The 16,698-nt window shown below is 69.4% G+C and carries 14 protein-coding genes; 4 read left to right on the top strand and 10 right to left on the bottom strand.

Annotated features, from left to right (window positions below):
• Positions 1–266 precede the first annotated feature (266 nt).
• The 10 genes from QFZ64_RS28775 to QFZ64_RS28730 form a co-directional block, all read right to left on the bottom strand.
• The gene (locus QFZ64_RS28775; RefSeq protein WP_307070406.1) at positions 267–2,333 is read right to left on the bottom strand and encodes a zinc-ribbon domain-containing protein; all 2,067 of its coding nucleotides are present in this window, start codon (positions 2,331–2,333) and stop codon (positions 267–269) included.
• A gap of 221 nt (positions 2,334–2,554) precedes the next feature.
• Positions 2,555–3,130, bottom strand: coding sequence for a nitroreductase (locus QFZ64_RS28770; protein WP_307070405.1), 576 nt, complete (start codon positions 3,128–3,130; stop codon positions 2,555–2,557).
• The gene (locus QFZ64_RS28765) at positions 3,127–4,404 is read right to left on the bottom strand and encodes a cation:proton antiporter (protein ID WP_307070404.1); all 1,278 of its coding nucleotides are present in this window, start codon (positions 4,402–4,404) and stop codon (positions 3,127–3,129) included. Before QFZ64_RS28765 ends, QFZ64_RS28770 begins: the two co-directional genes overlap by 4 nt.
• A 58-nt stretch (positions 4,405–4,462) precedes the next feature.
• On the bottom strand, positions 4,463–5,329 hold the full coding sequence (locus QFZ64_RS28760) for a dimethylarginine dimethylaminohydrolase family protein (RefSeq protein WP_187286142.1): 867 nt from the start codon (positions 5,327–5,329) through the stop codon (positions 4,463–4,465).
• 130 nt (positions 5,330–5,459) lie between these two features.
• Complete coding sequence (locus tag QFZ64_RS28755; protein WP_307070403.1) at positions 5,460–5,891, bottom strand: GFA family protein; 432 nt, start codon at positions 5,889–5,891, stop codon at positions 5,460–5,462.
• Entirely contained in the window at positions 5,891–6,721 is an 831-nt protein-coding gene (locus QFZ64_RS28750; protein WP_148015026.1) for a DUF3865 domain-containing protein, read from the bottom strand. The genes QFZ64_RS28755 and QFZ64_RS28750 overlap by 1 nt, the downstream gene beginning before the upstream one ends.
• Positions 6,718–8,040: a JmjC domain-containing protein gene (locus QFZ64_RS28745; RefSeq protein ID WP_148015027.1), complete on the bottom strand. Its 1,323-nt coding sequence runs from the start codon at positions 8,038–8,040 to the stop codon at positions 6,718–6,720. The genes QFZ64_RS28750 and QFZ64_RS28745 overlap by 4 nt, the downstream gene beginning before the upstream one ends.
• Positions 8,041–8,111: 71 nt before the next feature.
• Positions 8,112–9,257, bottom strand: a complete 1,146-nt coding sequence (locus QFZ64_RS28740; RefSeq protein ID WP_307070402.1) for an inosamine-phosphate amidinotransferase 1 — start codon at positions 9,255–9,257, stop codon at positions 8,112–8,114.
• A gap of 111 nt (positions 9,258–9,368) precedes the next feature.
• Positions 9,369–10,415, bottom strand: a complete 1,047-nt coding sequence (locus QFZ64_RS28735; protein ID WP_307070401.1) for a fatty acid desaturase — start codon at positions 10,413–10,415, stop codon at positions 9,369–9,371.
• 131 nt (positions 10,416–10,546) lie between these two features.
• On the bottom strand, positions 10,547–10,825 hold the full coding sequence (locus tag QFZ64_RS28730) for a hypothetical protein (protein ID WP_307070400.1): 279 nt from the start codon (positions 10,823–10,825) through the stop codon (positions 10,547–10,549).
• A gap of 505 nt (positions 10,826–11,330) precedes the next feature.
• Between QFZ64_RS28730 and QFZ64_RS28725 the strand changes: the two genes are divergently transcribed.
• From QFZ64_RS28725 to QFZ64_RS28710, 4 genes are all read left to right on the top strand, one after another.
• Complete coding sequence (locus tag QFZ64_RS28725) at positions 11,331–12,209, top strand: amino acid--tRNA ligase-related protein (RefSeq protein WP_307070399.1); 879 nt, start codon at positions 11,331–11,333, stop codon at positions 12,207–12,209.
• Positions 12,210–12,241: 32 nt separating this feature from the next.
• A complete protein-coding gene (locus QFZ64_RS28720; protein ID WP_307070398.1) occupies positions 12,242–13,084 on the top strand; it encodes a TauD/TfdA family dioxygenase in 843 nt (280 codons plus the stop codon).
• 82 nt (positions 13,085–13,166) lie between these two features.
• Positions 13,167–14,294, top strand: a complete 1,128-nt coding sequence (locus tag QFZ64_RS28715; RefSeq protein WP_148007434.1) for a hypothetical protein — start codon at positions 13,167–13,169, stop codon at positions 14,292–14,294.
• Positions 14,295–14,824: 530 nt separating this feature from the next.
• On the top strand, positions 14,825–16,687 hold the full coding sequence (locus QFZ64_RS28710; protein ID WP_148007433.1) for an ABC transporter ATP-binding protein: 1,863 nt from the start codon (positions 14,825–14,827) through the stop codon (positions 16,685–16,687).
• Positions 16,688–16,698 lie beyond the last annotated feature (11 nt).

The raw sequence follows: 16,698 nt of genomic DNA, 5'->3' as shown, positions 1-16,698 counted from the left end.
CGTGGTCGATGTTCACCAGAACGTTCTCGTGAACAGAGACACACATCCGCACGCCGGGACCGAGGCCGCCGTGTCATCGTCCGGCGCCGCTCCGGAGCACGTCGGCGCTACGACGGTTCCGCCAACATCTGGAGCTTCGCTCTCTACCTCGCCAGCACCGATAAGTACGAAGACACCATCCTGCCCACCGGCGCCTTCGTCGGCAGCCCCGAGGACGCCCTGGACCGTGCCTGCGGCCTCTACCTGTCGCCTTCGACATTTGAACGTCAGGGCCAGACCTCGCCATATTCGGCCAGCAGTTCTCTGAGACGCCTGGCCCGCTCGTTGTCCTGGCCGCGGAGCTTGCTCTTGTACTTGTGCTTCCACCGGGCAAGCGCGTGCTCATGTTCATCCCCATTCATGAGCGAGGGGGTCACGTGGCCGTGGGCCTTCCCGAAGTCGGTCAGTGCGGCGAGCTTGGCCGCCCAGGCGTCCGCGTTCTTGCTCCAAGTCCAACCCGGCAGGGCTTCCAGGTCACTGACCTGCTCGACCGTCAGCCGTGGTCGAGAGGACCGCCAGTTGGTGACCCACATACCGATCTTGTGCCCATCCCAGACGTCCTTGTCCTTGACGCTCGCCAGAGTGGTGCCCAGCCTGTGGCAGTAGTCGACCAGCACGTCGATCTGCTCTTCGAACCGACTGTCACGAGGCGTCCAGGACCAGCCCGGCAGCGCGTCCATCGCTTCGACCTGATAGGCCGGGAGGTCCCGTCCTTCCGCAAGCCGGTTGCGGCGCCGTTCGCGCAGCTTCTGGGCCCACCGTCGGGCTTCATGAACCTCCTCGGTTTCAGCCTCGGGGTTGCGCTGGCCGGCGCCGTTCCAGTTGAAGGTGTTCTGGAATTTCTCGTGGCCGTCCCAGAACTTTCCGCTCAGAGCATCGAAGGTCCAGGACGGGATCGACTCCAGGCGCTGCCGCCGGTCCTCCGCGAGTTTTCCCTGTCGGTGGGCGGCCCGCTGTGAGTAGCACCAAGTTCGCAGGTCAACACCTTGGACGAGGATGCCGTCCGGGACGCGGCAGTGCCCGAAGCGTGCCTGGAAGCTCTCCAGGGCCGCGTGCATCCGATCCCATTTGTCCCCCACGGAATCGCGCTCGGCACTGGAAACAGCGCTGCCGAGGCGCTCGGCTATCCAGGCATCGGACAGTTCCTTGGCCTGCAGGGCACCTGCTTGAACGTAGGTCTCAGCGGCGGTGGCAGAGATGAAACCGAGGAGCGCAAGGTGCTCGACCACTGCCACCGCGACCTTGTAGGGGTGGGCGTCCTTATCGACGGTGATGTCGAACCCAGGGTCGACCTTGGTGAGGCTGTGCTCCCGGACTCGAACGACGGTCCAGCCCGAATCCCTGAGACGGCGGGTCTTCGCGATGTCGCGCTCCAGGCCGCCGGGGCGGCCGTGAAAATATGCGCCGTCGAATTCGACAACAAGCCGGCGCCCCGGATCTGCGATGTCGACCTCTTCCCGCACTCCGCCGTCAACGAGTGCCTTGTTCGGTTCCGGATCGACGGTCAGGAACCGGCTCAACTCTGCCTTGAGTCGCAGTTCGGGGCGAGAGGTGCGGACGAGCGAGCAATCAGGGCAGCCGGTGCCCTCCCTCGTTGCGCTTCCGACGCGGTCGGAGACGGCCGCGGGCCAGGACGGATGCTTGGGGTTGTCGAGGCAGTCCCAGATGACGGTCTTGCCACTGGCCAGCGACACCTGTTCCGGTGTGAGGGGAAGGTTCCGCTCCTTGTTCCACGACCGGACCAAGTCCGGGCGGCAGATGGACAGGCGGTTCTCGTCGGTGACCCGGAAGGCGAGCATCGGACGGCGCGGGCACTCGGGGCACTTCGCCGGAAACCTCTCGCGGGTCCGTGTACTGACTTTTGATGGATAAGAGGGATGTTTTCCTGTCGGACACTTCCAGAACCACGCCCTCGCGCTCGAGCTGACCGAGACGTCATCGGGGGTGTGCGGATAGTTCTTGTCGTAGTCCCAGTCCTCGGCCACGTCCGGACGACACATCGAGAGGCGGTTCCCGTCGTGCAGGTGTGCCGTCGACAGAGGGTCCGCATCTGACCGAGGCACGAGCACCGGCCTTCGTGCCGGGCACTCCGGACACTTCAGCGGATTCTTGCGCGTGCGCTGTTCGATCTTGCGCTCGAAGGAAGGGTGCCCCTCTCGGCAGATCCACCATTTCCACGCGTTCGAGCTGACCGTGAACTCAGCGGGTGTGTCCTCGTTCTTGTCGTAGTCCCAGTCTTCGGCCACGTCCGGGCGGCACATCGAGAGGCGGTTCGCGTCGGTGAGTCGTGCCACTGTGCCCCCCGGGGCGGAAGCTGATCATCATGCAGGAACATGGGAGCACTTCTCTGCCCTCCGCCGCCAGCCTGTCACGGGGCACTGACAATTCAAGATTCGACATTTGACACAGCGACAGCACGCTATTGGCACCAGGTCGACCCCCGAAGGACTTTCGGCCCTGACCACTTAGTTACGTTCGTCGTCGGTGGTCTGCGTGACCGCGTGCTGGGGAAGTCTCAGCCGCCGGCACCGTCGAGCCAGGTGATCTTGGCAAAGTTGTCGAACGGCGGCCGTTCAGCGAAAGTGCCGGACGGGCACCGGGTACCGACGTACAGCCAGCCCAGAAGCTGCTCCCTGTCGGCGACGCCGAGGTACTTGCGGACCTGGGGCGCCTGGACTGCGGACCCGGTGCGCCAGATCGACGCCCAGCCGTAGCCGTGCAAGAGCAGCGACAGTGTGGTGACCACGCCCGTGGTGGCGGCCAGTTGCTCCCATTCGGGGACTTTCGGATGGTCGGGCACGGGGCAGTGGACGATAGACAGGAGCAACGGGGCGCGCAGGGGCTTCGTGGCGGCGCGCCGGGCCTGCTCCGGCGAGGCGGCGGCTTCGGCGAGCACGTCACCGAGTCGGGCCCGCTCGTTCCCGGTCACCGCGACCAGCCTCCAAGGGCGAAGTCGCCCGTGGTCGGGTGCGGTGGCCGCGGCCTGGATGAGTCGCTCCAGGTCGTGACGGCCGGGCGCGGGCTCGGTCAGTCGGGGGGCGCTGCGCCGGGTGAGGACCGCTTCCAGAACCGGGTTCGGGGGCTGGGTCATCCGGTCACCTCCCGGGCGGGGTCACGCTCGGGATCGTCGTGCGCTGCCGGCGGGGTCATCCTCGGGTCGTCGCTGGCCACGCGCCTGAGTATCGGGGCGGTGGCCGCGGTAGTGATGACGGTCATGACCACCAGGAGGGTGAACAGCGGCTCGCTGATGACACCGCTCTGGAGGCCGATGCCGAGCACGACGAGTTCGGTTAGGCCGCGGCAGTTCATGAGCGTGCCAACAGCGGCCGACCAGCGCCAGTCGGAGCCGGTGAGTCGGGCTGCGCCAGCCGTGCCGCCCCACTTGCCGATGACGGCGACCGCGAGGATCGCCGCTCCCCAGCCCCACTGTCCGGCTGGCAGCGTGGAGAAGTCGGTGTGCAGGCCGGTGTCGACGAAGAATAGCGGCAGCAGGAGCGGCAGAACGACGGCGCGGAAGCGCGCGGCGCTGCGCTCGACGGCCGGGAGCCCACGAGGTGCGGTGACGCCGAACAGGAAGGCGCCGAAGGCGGGGTGCACGCCGATCTGGTCGGTGGTGTAGGCGCTGAGGCACAGTCCGGCGAAGAGCAGGACCAGGACGAGGTCGTCGGAGGTTCGGCTGGCGCGTTCGAGTAGGGCGCGCAGCAGGGGGCGCAGGACGACGGTGAGGCCGGCGGCGAAGACGGCGGTCAGGGCGAGGGTGGTCAAAGCCGACAGGACGGTGCCAGAGGTGGACAGGGCGACAACGGCGGTGAGCAGGCACCAGGCGAGGGCGTCGTCGGTGGCGGCGCAGGCCAAGGCGAAGGCGCCCAGGGGCGTGGTCTCCAGGCCGCGGTCGGCGAGGATCCGTGCGAGGACCGGGAATGCGGTAATGCTCAGGGCGACGGCGATGAACAGGGTGAACGGCAGTCGTCCGACCCCGTCGGGCGCGAAGTGCGGGTAGAGGGCGGAGGCCAGCGCGGCGCCGAGGGCCATGGGGAGCAGGACCCCGCTGAGGCTGACTGCGGCAACCGAGCCTCGGGTGGTGCCCAGGCTGCGGAGGTCGAGTTCCAGTCCAATCAGGAAGAGGAACGCCAAGAGGCCGAGGTTGCCCAGGGCGGAGGTGATGGGCAGGACCGAGAGAGGCAGGATGTGGTGCTGGACGCTGGGTGCGAGCCAGCCGAGCAGTGAGGGGCCGAGCAGAATCCCTGCCAGGATTTCGCCGATGACCGGCGGCTGGCCGAGCAGCCTGACGGCGCGCCCGCCTGCCTGGCAGGCGAGGACCACGACCGGGACGGCGAGGAGCACAGGCAGCAGCGGGTCGGACACGGCAGCTCCAGGAGTCGGCGCGGATGGCCGCACCGCGGCCAGGCGTGGAGAGAGCGGATCAGGCGCGGGTCAACGGCAGGGTGGTGCAGCGAAGCGAGCCGGGGATCCGGGTGACCTCGGAGTAATCGACGGTGAGGACCTCGAGTCCGCGCGCGGCGAGCTGCGCTGCGATGCGGTCGCTGCCGGCGGCGACGATCACGGTGCCCGGCGCGATCGCCAGAACGTTGGCCTGGACGGCACGGGCCTCGTCGTTGGTGACGTCGATCAGGTCGAAATGCTGCTCGAACCAGTACAGTTCGCCGGGTGGGAAGACGCTGCGGTGGATGAGCGCGGTGCCGGGAGCGACGATCGTGAAGTGGTCGTCCAGGTGAACGATGCCGTCGACGGCGAAGTGGACCGGGCGGACCTCGCGCGCGACCCCATGGTGAGCCAGCGCCCGCTGCAGCGCCCTCACGCCCGTGGGGGACGTCTCCTCGCCGAGGCCGACCAGGACGGTGCCGGTATGCAGGATGACGTCACCGCCCTCGATGGTGCCCTCGTCCAGGTGGGCGACGTGCAGGGCGTCGGCCAGGAGCGGGGCGAGCGCGTCGGCCTCGGGAAGGCGCTTCGCGGAGTTCAGGCGTGCCAGAACGATGACGTGGTCGATGACGAAGGCGATGTCGCGGGGGTAGTGCTGGACCGGACAGCCCGGCGACTGGTCGAGGAGGGTCACCTCCGTGCCGCGGCTGCGCAGCAGGTCGATCAGGGTGTCCTGCTGGGTGCGGACGGTGGCCGGGGCGTACGGCCTCCAGGAGCTGGTGGTCTTCTGGCGGGTCAGGACGGGATGGCCTTCGGGGCCGTCGAGGTCGGGGGTGACGTCGCCGGCATAGCGCATGGCGACGTGGCGCAGGGCGCCGTACTCGCTGGTGGCATGCGGAGTGAGCACAATGAGTTCTCCTGGGCCGGATGCTGGACGGGTCGGACGGCGAGCCGGACGCGGCGCAGACAGTCCCAGGCAGGACGGGTCCCGGGGGCCGGCAGGTCAGGGCTGCCGGCCCCCGGAGGTCTCGCGGGTGTCAGCCGACGGGGCTGTTCTGGGTGTCCGGGACCTGCGGCAGCCAGTGCACGGCGTCGTCGCGGAAGGACTGGTTGACGGGGACGAGGTCGGCTCCGCTGGTGTCGTCCAGGGCCGTGACGACGATGCCGAGCTCGGGGACGTCGCTGTCGATCGCCGCGAGGCGGCTGCCGCAGTGGGGGCAGAAGCCGCGCTGGGCCTCGCCCTCGAACGTCTCGAACCAGGTCGGCTCGATCCCGTTGGTCCAGGTGACATCGTCCGTTGCGAAGCCAGCCCACCACATCATCGGGCCGCCCCCGAGCTTCTTGCAGTGCGGACAGCTGCACGTGTGCGGGTAAACGGCCCTGCCCTTGACGGTGAAGCGGATCCGCCCGCACAGGCATCCGCCGGAGCGCTCCTGGATGGCGGCGACGATGTCGGAGGTGGCGTTCATCAGTTCATCTCCCAGGCACGGTGGGCGAGTTGAGCCCACCAGTGTGTCATCCCCTCGGCGATCGTCAGGAAGCCGTCCATCGCCTGGGGCAGCTCGACGTGGAAGAGTTCACTCTCCTTGATGAACCGGGCCAGGCCCTCAATGTGCGCGGCCTCGACGCTCAGGCCGCCGACCTGGGCGGCCTCGTGCCCCTCGTCGAGGTGGAGCTCGTAGTAGTAGTGCAGGGCCTTCAGCTCGCTGTCGCTGCCCTGGCCGGTCAGCTCGCCGTAGCGGTTGGTGATGTCCCGCAGGATCTCGGTCTCGGCGATCGCCACGGCCTCGGTCGCGTAGTAGGCGCCGGCGATGAAGCTGGGCATGTGCGAGCCGACCATCCACTGGTGGAGGTTGACCAGCGTCTCGGTCTCGCGGGCAGGCACATGGCCGTTGACGAGGAGCCCGAGGTCGGACAGAAGCGCGTTGGTGTAGAGAACGTAGTGCGCAGGAACCTTGCCGCGCTCGCCGCCCTCCTCCAGGTGGTTGCGGCGCAGCTCGTGCGCGAGCTCGGGGCAGAACCCCTCCACGCCGGTGGCGGCCGCCTTGAGGAACTGGGCGTTGTAGCGGGCGAACACCGAGAGCTCCTCGATGTACATCCGGGCCTGACGTACGTTGAGGTCGGCGGCACCAACCTTCTCGGCGATCTTCCCGTAGGCCCAGTCGATCATGGGAGCCAGGTGCGCGGTGACCAGGGCATCGCCGGAGGTGAACTTGCCTAGCAGGGTGCCGTTGACGGCGCTCTGCGTCTCGGGGTTGGCCTTGAGGTAAGCCTGGATGAGGCTGTTGTCGGGGGTCATTTCTCGGTGTCCTCCCTGTCGGCGGGGCGGGGCGTCAAGTGCAGGCCGCCGGTGGCTCCCAGGGCCCGGACGACCGCGAGTAGTTCCGGGCTGTCGGGCAGGGTGATCGCAGCGCCGTCGTTGAGCGCGGTGATGGTGTCCCGGGCCAGGGCCGCGACGTCGAGGGCGATGCCCGTCTGGTGGCCGCGCAGCAGGACGTGCTGGGTGTCGTCGCCGCCGTTGAGGGTGGTCACCTGGTAGGGGGCGATCAGGGTGATCTCGGCGCCGGGCGCCACCTGCTGGGGATCGAAGGCGTCCGCGGCTTCTTGGCGGGCGAGGTCGCCCTCGACCAGTTCCCAGCCGCCGTTGCTGAGCAGCGTGGCCCACCGCTGTTCGGCGTGCTCGCGGGCCGCGCCGCGGACGCGGTCGGCGGCGACGGTCAGGAGTTCGCGGCCGACGCCGGCCAGTCGGTCGGTGACGGAACCGGGCCCGGCGGCCGTGTCCGCCATCGCGGAGGGCTCGTTGAGCGGGTCGTCGGGTCCGTCGCCGACCAGTTCGGCGAGGACGTCCGGGATGATGCGGCTCTGCAGGAGCTGCGCGTACGGGTAGGTGTACAGCGGCATCGCCACCGAAACGGAGAAGGTGTCCTGGGTGCCGACGTGGAAGACCCGGCGGGGCAGGAACAGGGCGTCGCCCGGCTCCAGCAGGAAGTGCTCGGCCTCCTCCAGCAGCGCGCGGTAGTCGCCGTAGGTGGGCTGTTTGCCACCGGTGAGCTTCTCGTACTGCTCGGCGGGCCAGCAGTAGAAGTTCTTGGCGTTGGGGCCGAGGTGGACGAGGAAGGCGTCCTCGTAGCCCTCGTGGATCCCGAACGCGGTCCCGCTGTAGTTGCCGGCGAAGGCGACTTGTTCAGCGCCGCCCAGCGGCAGGCCCCACCCATCGATGACGCTCTTCAGGAAGGTGCCGAGTCCGGCTGCGAGGGCGGGGCTGACGGTCTCCAGGTTGTTGATGACCAGGGAGAACCGCTCGGCGGCGGCGAGGTCCTGCATCCACGGCACGAAGGCGTCCACGCCCCCATCCCAGGAAGGGGCGGTCAGCGCCTGGGGCAGGAGGTCGTCGCGACGTTCCTCGCCGACATAGACACGCGCGTGCGCCTTGATGCTGGTGCCAGCAGCATGGGCCCTTCGGATGGCCTCGAATCCTCCCAGGACGTCGTCCGGGCCGGCCGCGGCGGCGGGGATGATGCCCTTGAAAAGGAAGGGCGTGGTCCGTCCCGTGGTGTGGTCGAGGAAGGCGCCGGTCCAGAATGCCTGGTCGGGCGGCCAGGGGTAGGCAGTGTCCATCAAGAAGCTCCTGATGTCGGGGGCTGTCGTGATCGGGGCGGGAGAAGAGGCGCGGTGACGGGGCGCCATGGTCAGCTGAGGTAGTCCTCGGGGCCGCCGCGGCGGACGGTGTCCAAGGTGAAGCAGTGGAATCCGCCGCCGAACAGGCGCCGGTGGCGGTGGCGGACCGGGACGACAGTGAATCCGCGTCGCTCCAGAACCGTGATCAGCTCCGGGTAGAGGAAGTTGACGACAACCGTGTCCTCGTCAACGGACAGCAGGTTGATGTCCATGTACCGGCTGCCGATAGGGATGACGAAGCCGAGGTCGGTGTAGTCCGGGAAGTTGCTGTCGTCGGTCTCCGGGGCGTAGATCACGTCCCAGGACTGCATGGCCTCGGGCAGGTACTTGAGGTATTCCGGCGAGCGCAGCAGCATCAGGCCGGGGCGTAGCGGGACTAGGACGCTGTCGATGTGGTTGTCGGCCATGGCGTCCAGGCGGTGGAACCGCAGGTTACGGACGTTGTCCCGCAGCCAGCGCAGGGCAAGTTCGTGGTTGTGGTTGGCGACGTTGACCAGGACGTCGCGGCCCAGCCGCATGCACTGCGCGCCGTCGAAGACCATCTCCAGGCCCAGGCCCTCGATGCTGCCGGCCGTCTCGCCGTCGGTGGCACGGCTGACGTCCAGGCCCTGGCGGGTGAAGTAGCTGGTGTCCAGAGAGTCGCTGGCAAGGGCGGGCCGCGGCATGCTCAGCCAGTTCGCTCCGGCCTCGTAGTAGCGGTAGAAGGCTGGCTTGAGCAGGTCGTTCTCGAAGATGCGGGCGCGGATGTGGGGTGCGGTCTCCACGATGGTGTTGCCGAGGATGATGGTCTGGTCGCGGACGTTGAGGGGTGGGGTGGCCCTCGCGTCCCAGTGCGGGGAGCGGATGTCGACGTCCTTGCCCGGAACGGCGGGTCGCAGGACGTTCACCCCGCAGCCGGTCAGGGCGTCGGCCAGGCCGGAGATGTCCTCGTTGAGCTCGTCGGTCAGCTGTGAGGGGATCGGCAGGAGTTCCTCCCCCGAGGGGGTGGTGTGCCGGCCGAGGACGGGGGCGACGTTGTCGTAGAAGAACAGCCGCCACGAGGGTTCCGTGTGGTGGGCGTTGTAGTGGTCGGCGCGGCCGAGGACGACTTCTTCGAGCCGGGTGAACTCGTCGAAGCTGTTCAGGGCCGGCGGGGGGACGGAGGTGGGCTGGGGCATGGTGGGCCGCCTCCTCGGCGGCGGGCGACGGCGCGACCCTGTACTGGCGCGCGCGTGCGTCCCGGAGGGTCGGTGCCGTACGGGCTTATGTGGGCGGGTTCGGGGCCGGAGTCAAGCGGCCGAGGCGTGCTGGTGCGGGGTGCAGGCGGCTTCGGGTGCGGGATGCAGCCGGGCGATGATGTCCTCAATCACGCACGGCTGGTCGGGAGTGGAGCGCCGGCGGAAGAAGTAGCCGGAGCACCAGGGCACTTCGCCGAAGCGCGACAGACGCTGCGCGGTGAGGACGCGGGCCGCGGGCAGGCGCCGCCAGGGGATCTGCGGGCACCAGTGGTGGATGGGGTGGAACATGTCGTCGAGGTGGCCGCCGAGCAGGTGCCGGGTGAGCCAGTGGGAGGTCCAGCCGCGGGTTTGCAGGAGGACGTCGTCGTTCTCGATCAGCCCGGCGTGGTTGCCGAGGTCGGTGATCCAGGTGACGACGGGCCGCACCAGGACGAGGGGGAGCAGCCAGTAGAGCAGGAGGTACGGAACGCCGTCCACGGGCCACAGCGCGGCGACGACGCCCGCCCACAGCACGGCCCGGGCGGCCAGGGCCCGCCAGGTCTCCCCTGGTGCGCGGGTGACCAGGGTCAGCACCGCGGTCTTCGGCAGCCGCCACAGGGCGTTGCGCACGATGACCCGCAGGACGAACGAGCGGCGGCTGGGCGCCTGACCCGCAGCGCGGATGTTGCCTGCGCGGTAGGACTGAAACATAGGGTCGTCGTCGGAACCGAGCTTGGCGTGGTGCACGTAGTGGCTGATGCGGTAGGGCTCGAAGCCTTCGCCGAGCAGGCCGGTCAGGATGTAGCCGAGGGCCCGGTTGCCGCGGCGGGTGGCCATGAGCTTGGAATGCACGCACTCGTGCCCGAGGTTGGACAGGTGGCGCTGGCGCACGCCGATGTAGCAGACGGCGAGCAGGGGGCCGACGACGTGACCGATGAGGTGGCCGGTGATCGCCGCGGCGGCGATCGCGACGAGGTCCCATGCGACGTCCCACAGGCCGATGGTCGGGCGTCCGCAGAGCTTCTCCAGGTCGGCGATGAGCTGCTGCCCGAGGGCCTTGCGGACGGGGCCGGAGGCTCCAGTGCCGTTGCGGGTCCTGCTGGCGACGGGGCTGCCCATCAGGTCCTCCAGTCGGATGCGGTGCGGGTGGGGATGTGCCGGGCTCCAACGCGCCCGCAGTCGGACAGTGCACTGGCAACCTGCCGTGGGCGGGCGCGCCGGAGCCGGACGAGGGGTGATTCAGCCGCAGGTCAGGCTGCGATGAGGGCGCTGTCGGGGCGCATCCCGGCCTTGAGCACGGGGGCGTCGGGACGCATCCCGAGCTTCAGCTCCGGGGCGTCCGGGCGCATGCCCGACTTCAGCGCGGGGGCGTCGGGACGCATCCCGAGCTTCAGCTCGGCCGCGTCGGGACGCATCCCGGCCTTCAGCACGGGGGCGTCGGGACGCATCCCGAGCTTGAGCTCGGAGGCGTCCGGGCGCATGCCGGCCTTCAGGCCGGTGTCCGGGGTCATTCCGGCGGTAGCGGTCATCTAGTTCTCCCTCTTCGGTCGCGGGTGATCCGCGAATCCGGGTGATCGGGCTGTGGAACTGCCGGGCCGCGGGTCCGGTGAGGTGCTGAACCATCGGCTCGGCACGCCATTGGCGCAGGCGCGCGCCGGTGGAGAAGGTCGCGCCGGGGCACGTCTTGTCCATCTGCGGATGAGCGTTGCGTGGCGCGGTCGCGCTGGGCGCTTGGCCAGTCACGCTAGGGCTGCGCCAAAGAGAGCCGCAACGGCTCTGGGCGTTGCGCCGGTTGCACGGGACCGTTGCGTGCCCGTTGCGCGCACATCCTGCTTGAGCTGCGAAAACGCCGAAGTCTGGTCCTGAATGGGCGGCAGATCAGCCCCGTTGGGCCCGGCAGGGCCGGTGGAAGGGCTTCTACTGCTCGCGTCGGCGCGGCTAGTTTGTGGCCCCGCCGAGAAGCCACGCACGAGATCGCCGTGGGCCCGGCTTCCCTCCAACTTCCGTCGGAGTAACCGACCTTGAGGAGCACCCGTGCTCAACCCCGTCGTCATGAAGTCGGACCTGCTGTTCAGCCTGCGGGACACGCTCCGCGCGGATGCCTTCGTCGAGGTGGTCACCCCGACGCTGCGGAGGGCCGACCTCGGCCCGGGGCGCCGTCTACCGGTGGACCATGACGGCGGGCGGTTCCTGCGGGCGATGATCGGCCCGGCACTGCGGGTGAACTTGGAGCACCACCGGCGGGTCTTCGAGATCGGCCCGTGCTTCCGGCCCGAGAAGCCGGACGAGCTCCACGCGCCCGAGTTCCAGATGCTCGACCTCTACGCCGCCGACGAGGACTTCGACTTCCTCATGGCGCTCGCCGAAAAGCTGATCGGCCCGCACATCCCCTACACCCCCCAGCGGGTCTCCGTCGCCAGCCACATCCGCGACCACTTCGGCATCGACCTTCGCCGTGAACCCCTCGGTGACCTGCCCGCGCAAATGGCCGCGCACCTGGGCAAGGGCAGCGACGTGCCGTTCAAGACAGTGCTCGGGCAGTTCGTGGAGCGCGAGCTGGAGACCCAGAGCACCGGCGCCGCGCTGTTCCTCACCGAGTACCCGGTCGGCGGGGACGAGCCGTGCGCCCGCCTCACACCGGGCACGGCCGCCGTCCTCAACCGCTTCGAGCTCCTGGTCGACGGCGTCGAGGTCATCCACGGCTACGAGGACGAGCCCGACCGTGCCGAGTTCGTCGAACGGGCCCGTGCGGTCGACCTGTACGACGACGAGCAGGCCCTGGTGTGGAAGGCGATCGACGCCGGGCGGGCGCCGGCCAGCAGCGTTGGGCTCGGCATCGGCATCGAGCGGCTTTGCATGGCCGCCTCTGGCATCAAGGACGTCACCTTCTTCCAGCAGTCGTCCCAGTTCTGATCACCGACACGACCGTCCGGAAAGGAGCCGCGATGTCCTTGCCGCTGCGCCCGCTCGACGAGAGCGGCTTCGGCGCCGTCGTCGACTGCAACCTCGCGACCGACGCCGAAGACCTCCTGCCCCAGCTGGCGCGAGCCCTTCATCGGCACCGGTTGCTGATCGCGCCCCGACAGCACCTGACCCACGCCGATCTCCTGACCGTCGCCTCCTGTTTCGGGACGGTGGACACGAGCGTCGACCGCCGGTACGCCGTCGGCGGCTTCCCCGGGCTGACCGTCATCAGCAACATCGTTGAGGACGGCGAGCACGTCGGCATCTACGACGGGGACAACGAGGAGGAGTGGCATGCCGACAACAGCTTCAAGCCGAAGCTAACCTCCGCGACCCTGCTGTACTCGGTCATCACCCCCGAGCAGGGCGGTGAGACCCGCTTCGCCGACGCGACCCGCGCCTACGCCGCCCTTCCCCCGGCGATGCGGCAGCCGATCGAGGGGATGCGCGCGGTGCACTCCATCGAGCAGCTACGTGTCCTGCAGAGCCAGGCCAGCGGCGGCCAATCGTCGGTCGCGGCCGGAAGTCTCGCTGGTCACCCGGAGGTTGAGCACCCGCTCGTCCTGACCCACCCGGTCACCGGTGCCCGCTCGCTGCTGCTCGGCTCCATGGTGATCAGCGGCATCAACGGACTCCCCGAGAAGGAGAGCCGCGCCCTGATCGACGAACTGCTGGAGCACACGATCAGCGCGCCGTACGTCTACAGCCACCGCTGGAGTCAGGGCGACCTGGTCGTGTGGGACAACCTCGCCACCCTCCACACCGCCTCCCCCTGCGACAGCTCCCGCCAGCGCCGGCTGCTGTACCGCGCCGCCGTCCGATAGCCGAAAGCCTCGTGTTCACACCGCCGGATGACCTGCGGCGAGAACACGAGGGCGGCCCCGTAGTCAGCCCTAGGGTTTGCCCATGACCGTGAAGGTTCCCCTGAAAGAGACCGCCCTCAACGCCGAGCGCATCGCCCGCATCGGCCGCGAAGTCCATTCGGCCTGCCCCGAGTTCGACGTCGACAGCTTCGTGAAGTCGGTGACGGCCGACCTTCCCCGGCTGGAGCTCAGCGGCCGGATCGCCCGCACCAGCGAGGGCCTGCACGCCCACCTTCCGGTCACCGGCCCCGACGCGCTCGACATCCTGCTGCGCTCCCTCCCACCGACGCCCGAGGCCGCCGGCGTGACCAATGACTTCGGCCTGCACATCTACTCGCCCCACTCCGACTACGTCTCCCGCTACCTGCGTACCGCTGAGCACCTGGACCAGGCGCTCGCCGCTCTGGCCCGCATGACGGGGTACTTTTCCGCCGAGCTCCCGGTGCGGCACTTTCTCGCCGACTTCCCCGACGAGACAATGAAGGCCGTCGGCGCGTGGACCCGCGACGAGGACTTCCGGGTGCGCAGACTGGCGAGCGAGGCCACCCGGCCCCTGCTGCCCTGGGCCCCACGGATCCAGATGCCCGTCGACGCGGCACTGCCCGTCCTCGATCAGCTCTACGGCGACGCTCACCTCTATGTCCGCACCTCCGTCGCCAACCACCTCAGCGACATCGCCGCCAGCCAGCCCGACCTCGTGGTGACCACCTTTCAGCGGTGGAAGCAGTCGGGCCGACTCGCAGACGAGCACTTCGCCTTCATCGCCCGGGGTGCCCTGCGCAACCGGCTGAAGGAGGGTTGGCCGCCCGCCTACGCCATCCTCGGCTACGCCCACGACGCGCCCATCGCGCTCACCCCCCTCGTCCTGGAGCGCACCGAACTCCGCGACGGCGACACCCTGAACTTCTCCGCCGCTCTCACTGCCACCGCCACCGCACCAGTCCACGTGATGATCGTGATCGCCACCACGGGGCAGAATGGCCAGCCGCGGGAGAAGGTCTCCTTCCTGCGGCGTGCCACAGCCGAAGCGGGCCAGGCACTGCGGCTCGCCAAGGCGCACCCGCTGCGCTCGACCGCACGGTGGAAGGTCTCACCGGGCTCCTACTCCCTCGCCCTCCAGGTCAACGGCCGCCGCTTCCCCTCCGTCGCCTTCACCGTCCTCAACGCCTGACACCCTCCCGCCGGTCCTGCTCTGAACACCTACCGCACGGCCGCCGCGGACTTCCGCGGCGGCCCGGTCCGTGCTGTCCGCAACCCCCTGAAGGAGTGAACCGCCCTGATCGAACGAGTTTGAGTCGCGACCGCCCAGAGCCCGCCTGCCCTGCTCCTGGCATTAGAACTCCCGTTCACCAAATGCCCTCCGATCGGGCCGTGACGGGACCAGGTCCAGTGCGTTTTTAGAGCATCAGTGCCACACCGACGCCCAGACGGAGGACACGCCATGCATCCCACCCCTGCCCCCTTGCAGCAGCCTCCCGGAATCGAACGGCGGCCCGGCGTGATCACGCACAGCGTTGACGACAAGCTCAGCTCAGCACGTCCGGATACGGGGTGGGCGGCATGAGTGAGCCCACCGATGCATCAGCCGACAGTGTTCCGGGACCGCGCACCACCCCCGCAGCGTCCCCCTCCGCGCCGTCCGCCAGAACGCCCGCACCCTCGCCGAGCGGCACTTCGCCCACGCCGGCTCCCGAGCCGCAGATGCGGTACGTCGACCTGACCGGCAGCCGCGAAGCAGCCGGCCGCTCAATCCGGATGCGCGACATGGCCCGCCGCCTGCCGCAACTGGTGCGCCGCTCGCTGGCTCTCGCCTGGCGCGTCGACCGACGAGCAACCGTCGGCCTCCTGCTGTGCCAGACCGTCACCGGCGTGATGCAGGCCCTGGGCCTGGTCGCCATCGCCGGCACCCTGACCGCCCTGCTGCGCAGCGGAGACGTCTACCACCGGCTCCTTCAGGCATGGCCCTCCGTCGCCCTGCTCGCCGGTGCCGCCGGCGTGCGCGCGCTCCTCGGAATCACCGTCAACTGGCTGTCCTCCCGGCTGGGCCCGCTGATGTCACGCGAGGCCGAGCAGATGCTGCTGACCGGCTGCGCCGAGGTCGAGCTGTGCGCGTACGACGACCCCGACTTCAACCGTGACCGGGAAGCCGCCGACCGCGGCGCCCAGGTCACCGGCGACCTGATCAACGAGGGCCAGGACTTGATCGCGTCGGGCGCCAGCTTCCTCGCCGGGGCGATCGTGCTGACCGGCGTGCACTGGGTCCTTCTCCCCCTCCTCGTCGCAGCCAGCCTGCCGCAGGCCCTGGCCCAGGTGAGCGCTGCGCGCGTCCGGTACCTGGCGAACCTCCGCAGCAACGGCGACAACCGGATGCTGTCGGTGCTGCGCTGGCACATCTACACCAAGGACGCCGCCGACCAGATCCGCGCCGGCACCATGGCCGGCTTCCTGTCCGGCCGGTACCGGCACACCGTCGCCCGGATCAACCGCGAGGACCGGGCCGCGGCCGACAAGGGCGCCCGGATGTCCCTGGTCGGCGCGGTGTGCGGAGGGCTGGGGTCGGCGGTGGTATGGGCGGCGGTCGTGTGGCTGCTCGCGACCGGCCGTATCACCGTCGGGCATGCCGGGACGGCCGTCTTCGCCCTGCAGACGGTAGGTATGTCGGTCCACGGTCTGGTGGCTGTCGGTGCGCGCGCCGTGCGGACGGGGCTGTACATGGACGACTGGAGCGGCTTCCTGGACAAGGCCGGCGGCTTCCGCATGCGCCGGGGTCCGCACCGCCCTGAGCCGCCGGAGACGATCGAGGTCAAGTCGGTCACCCACCGGTACGCCGGCAAGGACCGCGACGCGCTGTCCGACGTCTCCCTCACCTTGCGCCGGGGTGAGGTCACCGCGCTGGTGGGCTTCAACGGCTCGGGCAAGTCGACGCTGTCGAAGCTGGTCAGCGGTCTCTACCTGCCCACAGGCGGGCAGGTGCTGTGGGACGGCGTCCCCACCGGCGACGCCGATCCGCAGGCCCTGTGGCAGCAGGTCGCCCTCGTGCCGCAGAACTACGCGCACTGGCCGCTGACCGTGCGCGAGAACGTGACCCAGGGCCAGCCCACGGCGCGCGGCGACGCGGCGGTCCGCGAGGCGTGCGAGGCGGCCGACGCCGACGAAGTCGTCGACAAGCTCGGTGCCGGCCTGGACACCCTCCTGGCCCGCGAGTGGCTCAACGGGGAGGAATTGAGCGGCGGCCAGTGGCAGCGCATCGCCCTGGCGAGAGCGTTCTTCCGCCAGGCCGGTCTGCTGGTCCTCGACGAGCCGACGGCGAACCTGGATCCCCGCGCCGAGTACCGCATCTTCCAGCGGCTGCGAAACCTCGCCCGGGACCGGGCGGTGTTGCTGGTGACCCACCGCATCACCAATGTCGCCATCGCCGACCGCATCGTGGTCCTCGACGACGGCAAAATCGTCCAGGAGGGCACCTACGCCCAGCTCTCGCAACAGCCGGGTCTGTTCCAGCAGTTGCTGTCCTACCAGATCACGTCCGAGCCGGACGGCGAGAAGCGCGAGACCCCCGCGTGAGCGGCCCCGGC

The organism is Streptomyces sp. B3I8 (assembly GCF_030816915.1).
In the GTDB taxonomy this organism is placed as follows: Bacteria; Actinomycetota; Actinomycetes; order Streptomycetales; family Streptomycetaceae; genus Streptomyces.
Note: the sequence above shows the minus strand (reverse complement) of the source record. Positions and strands in the feature narration are given on the sequence as shown.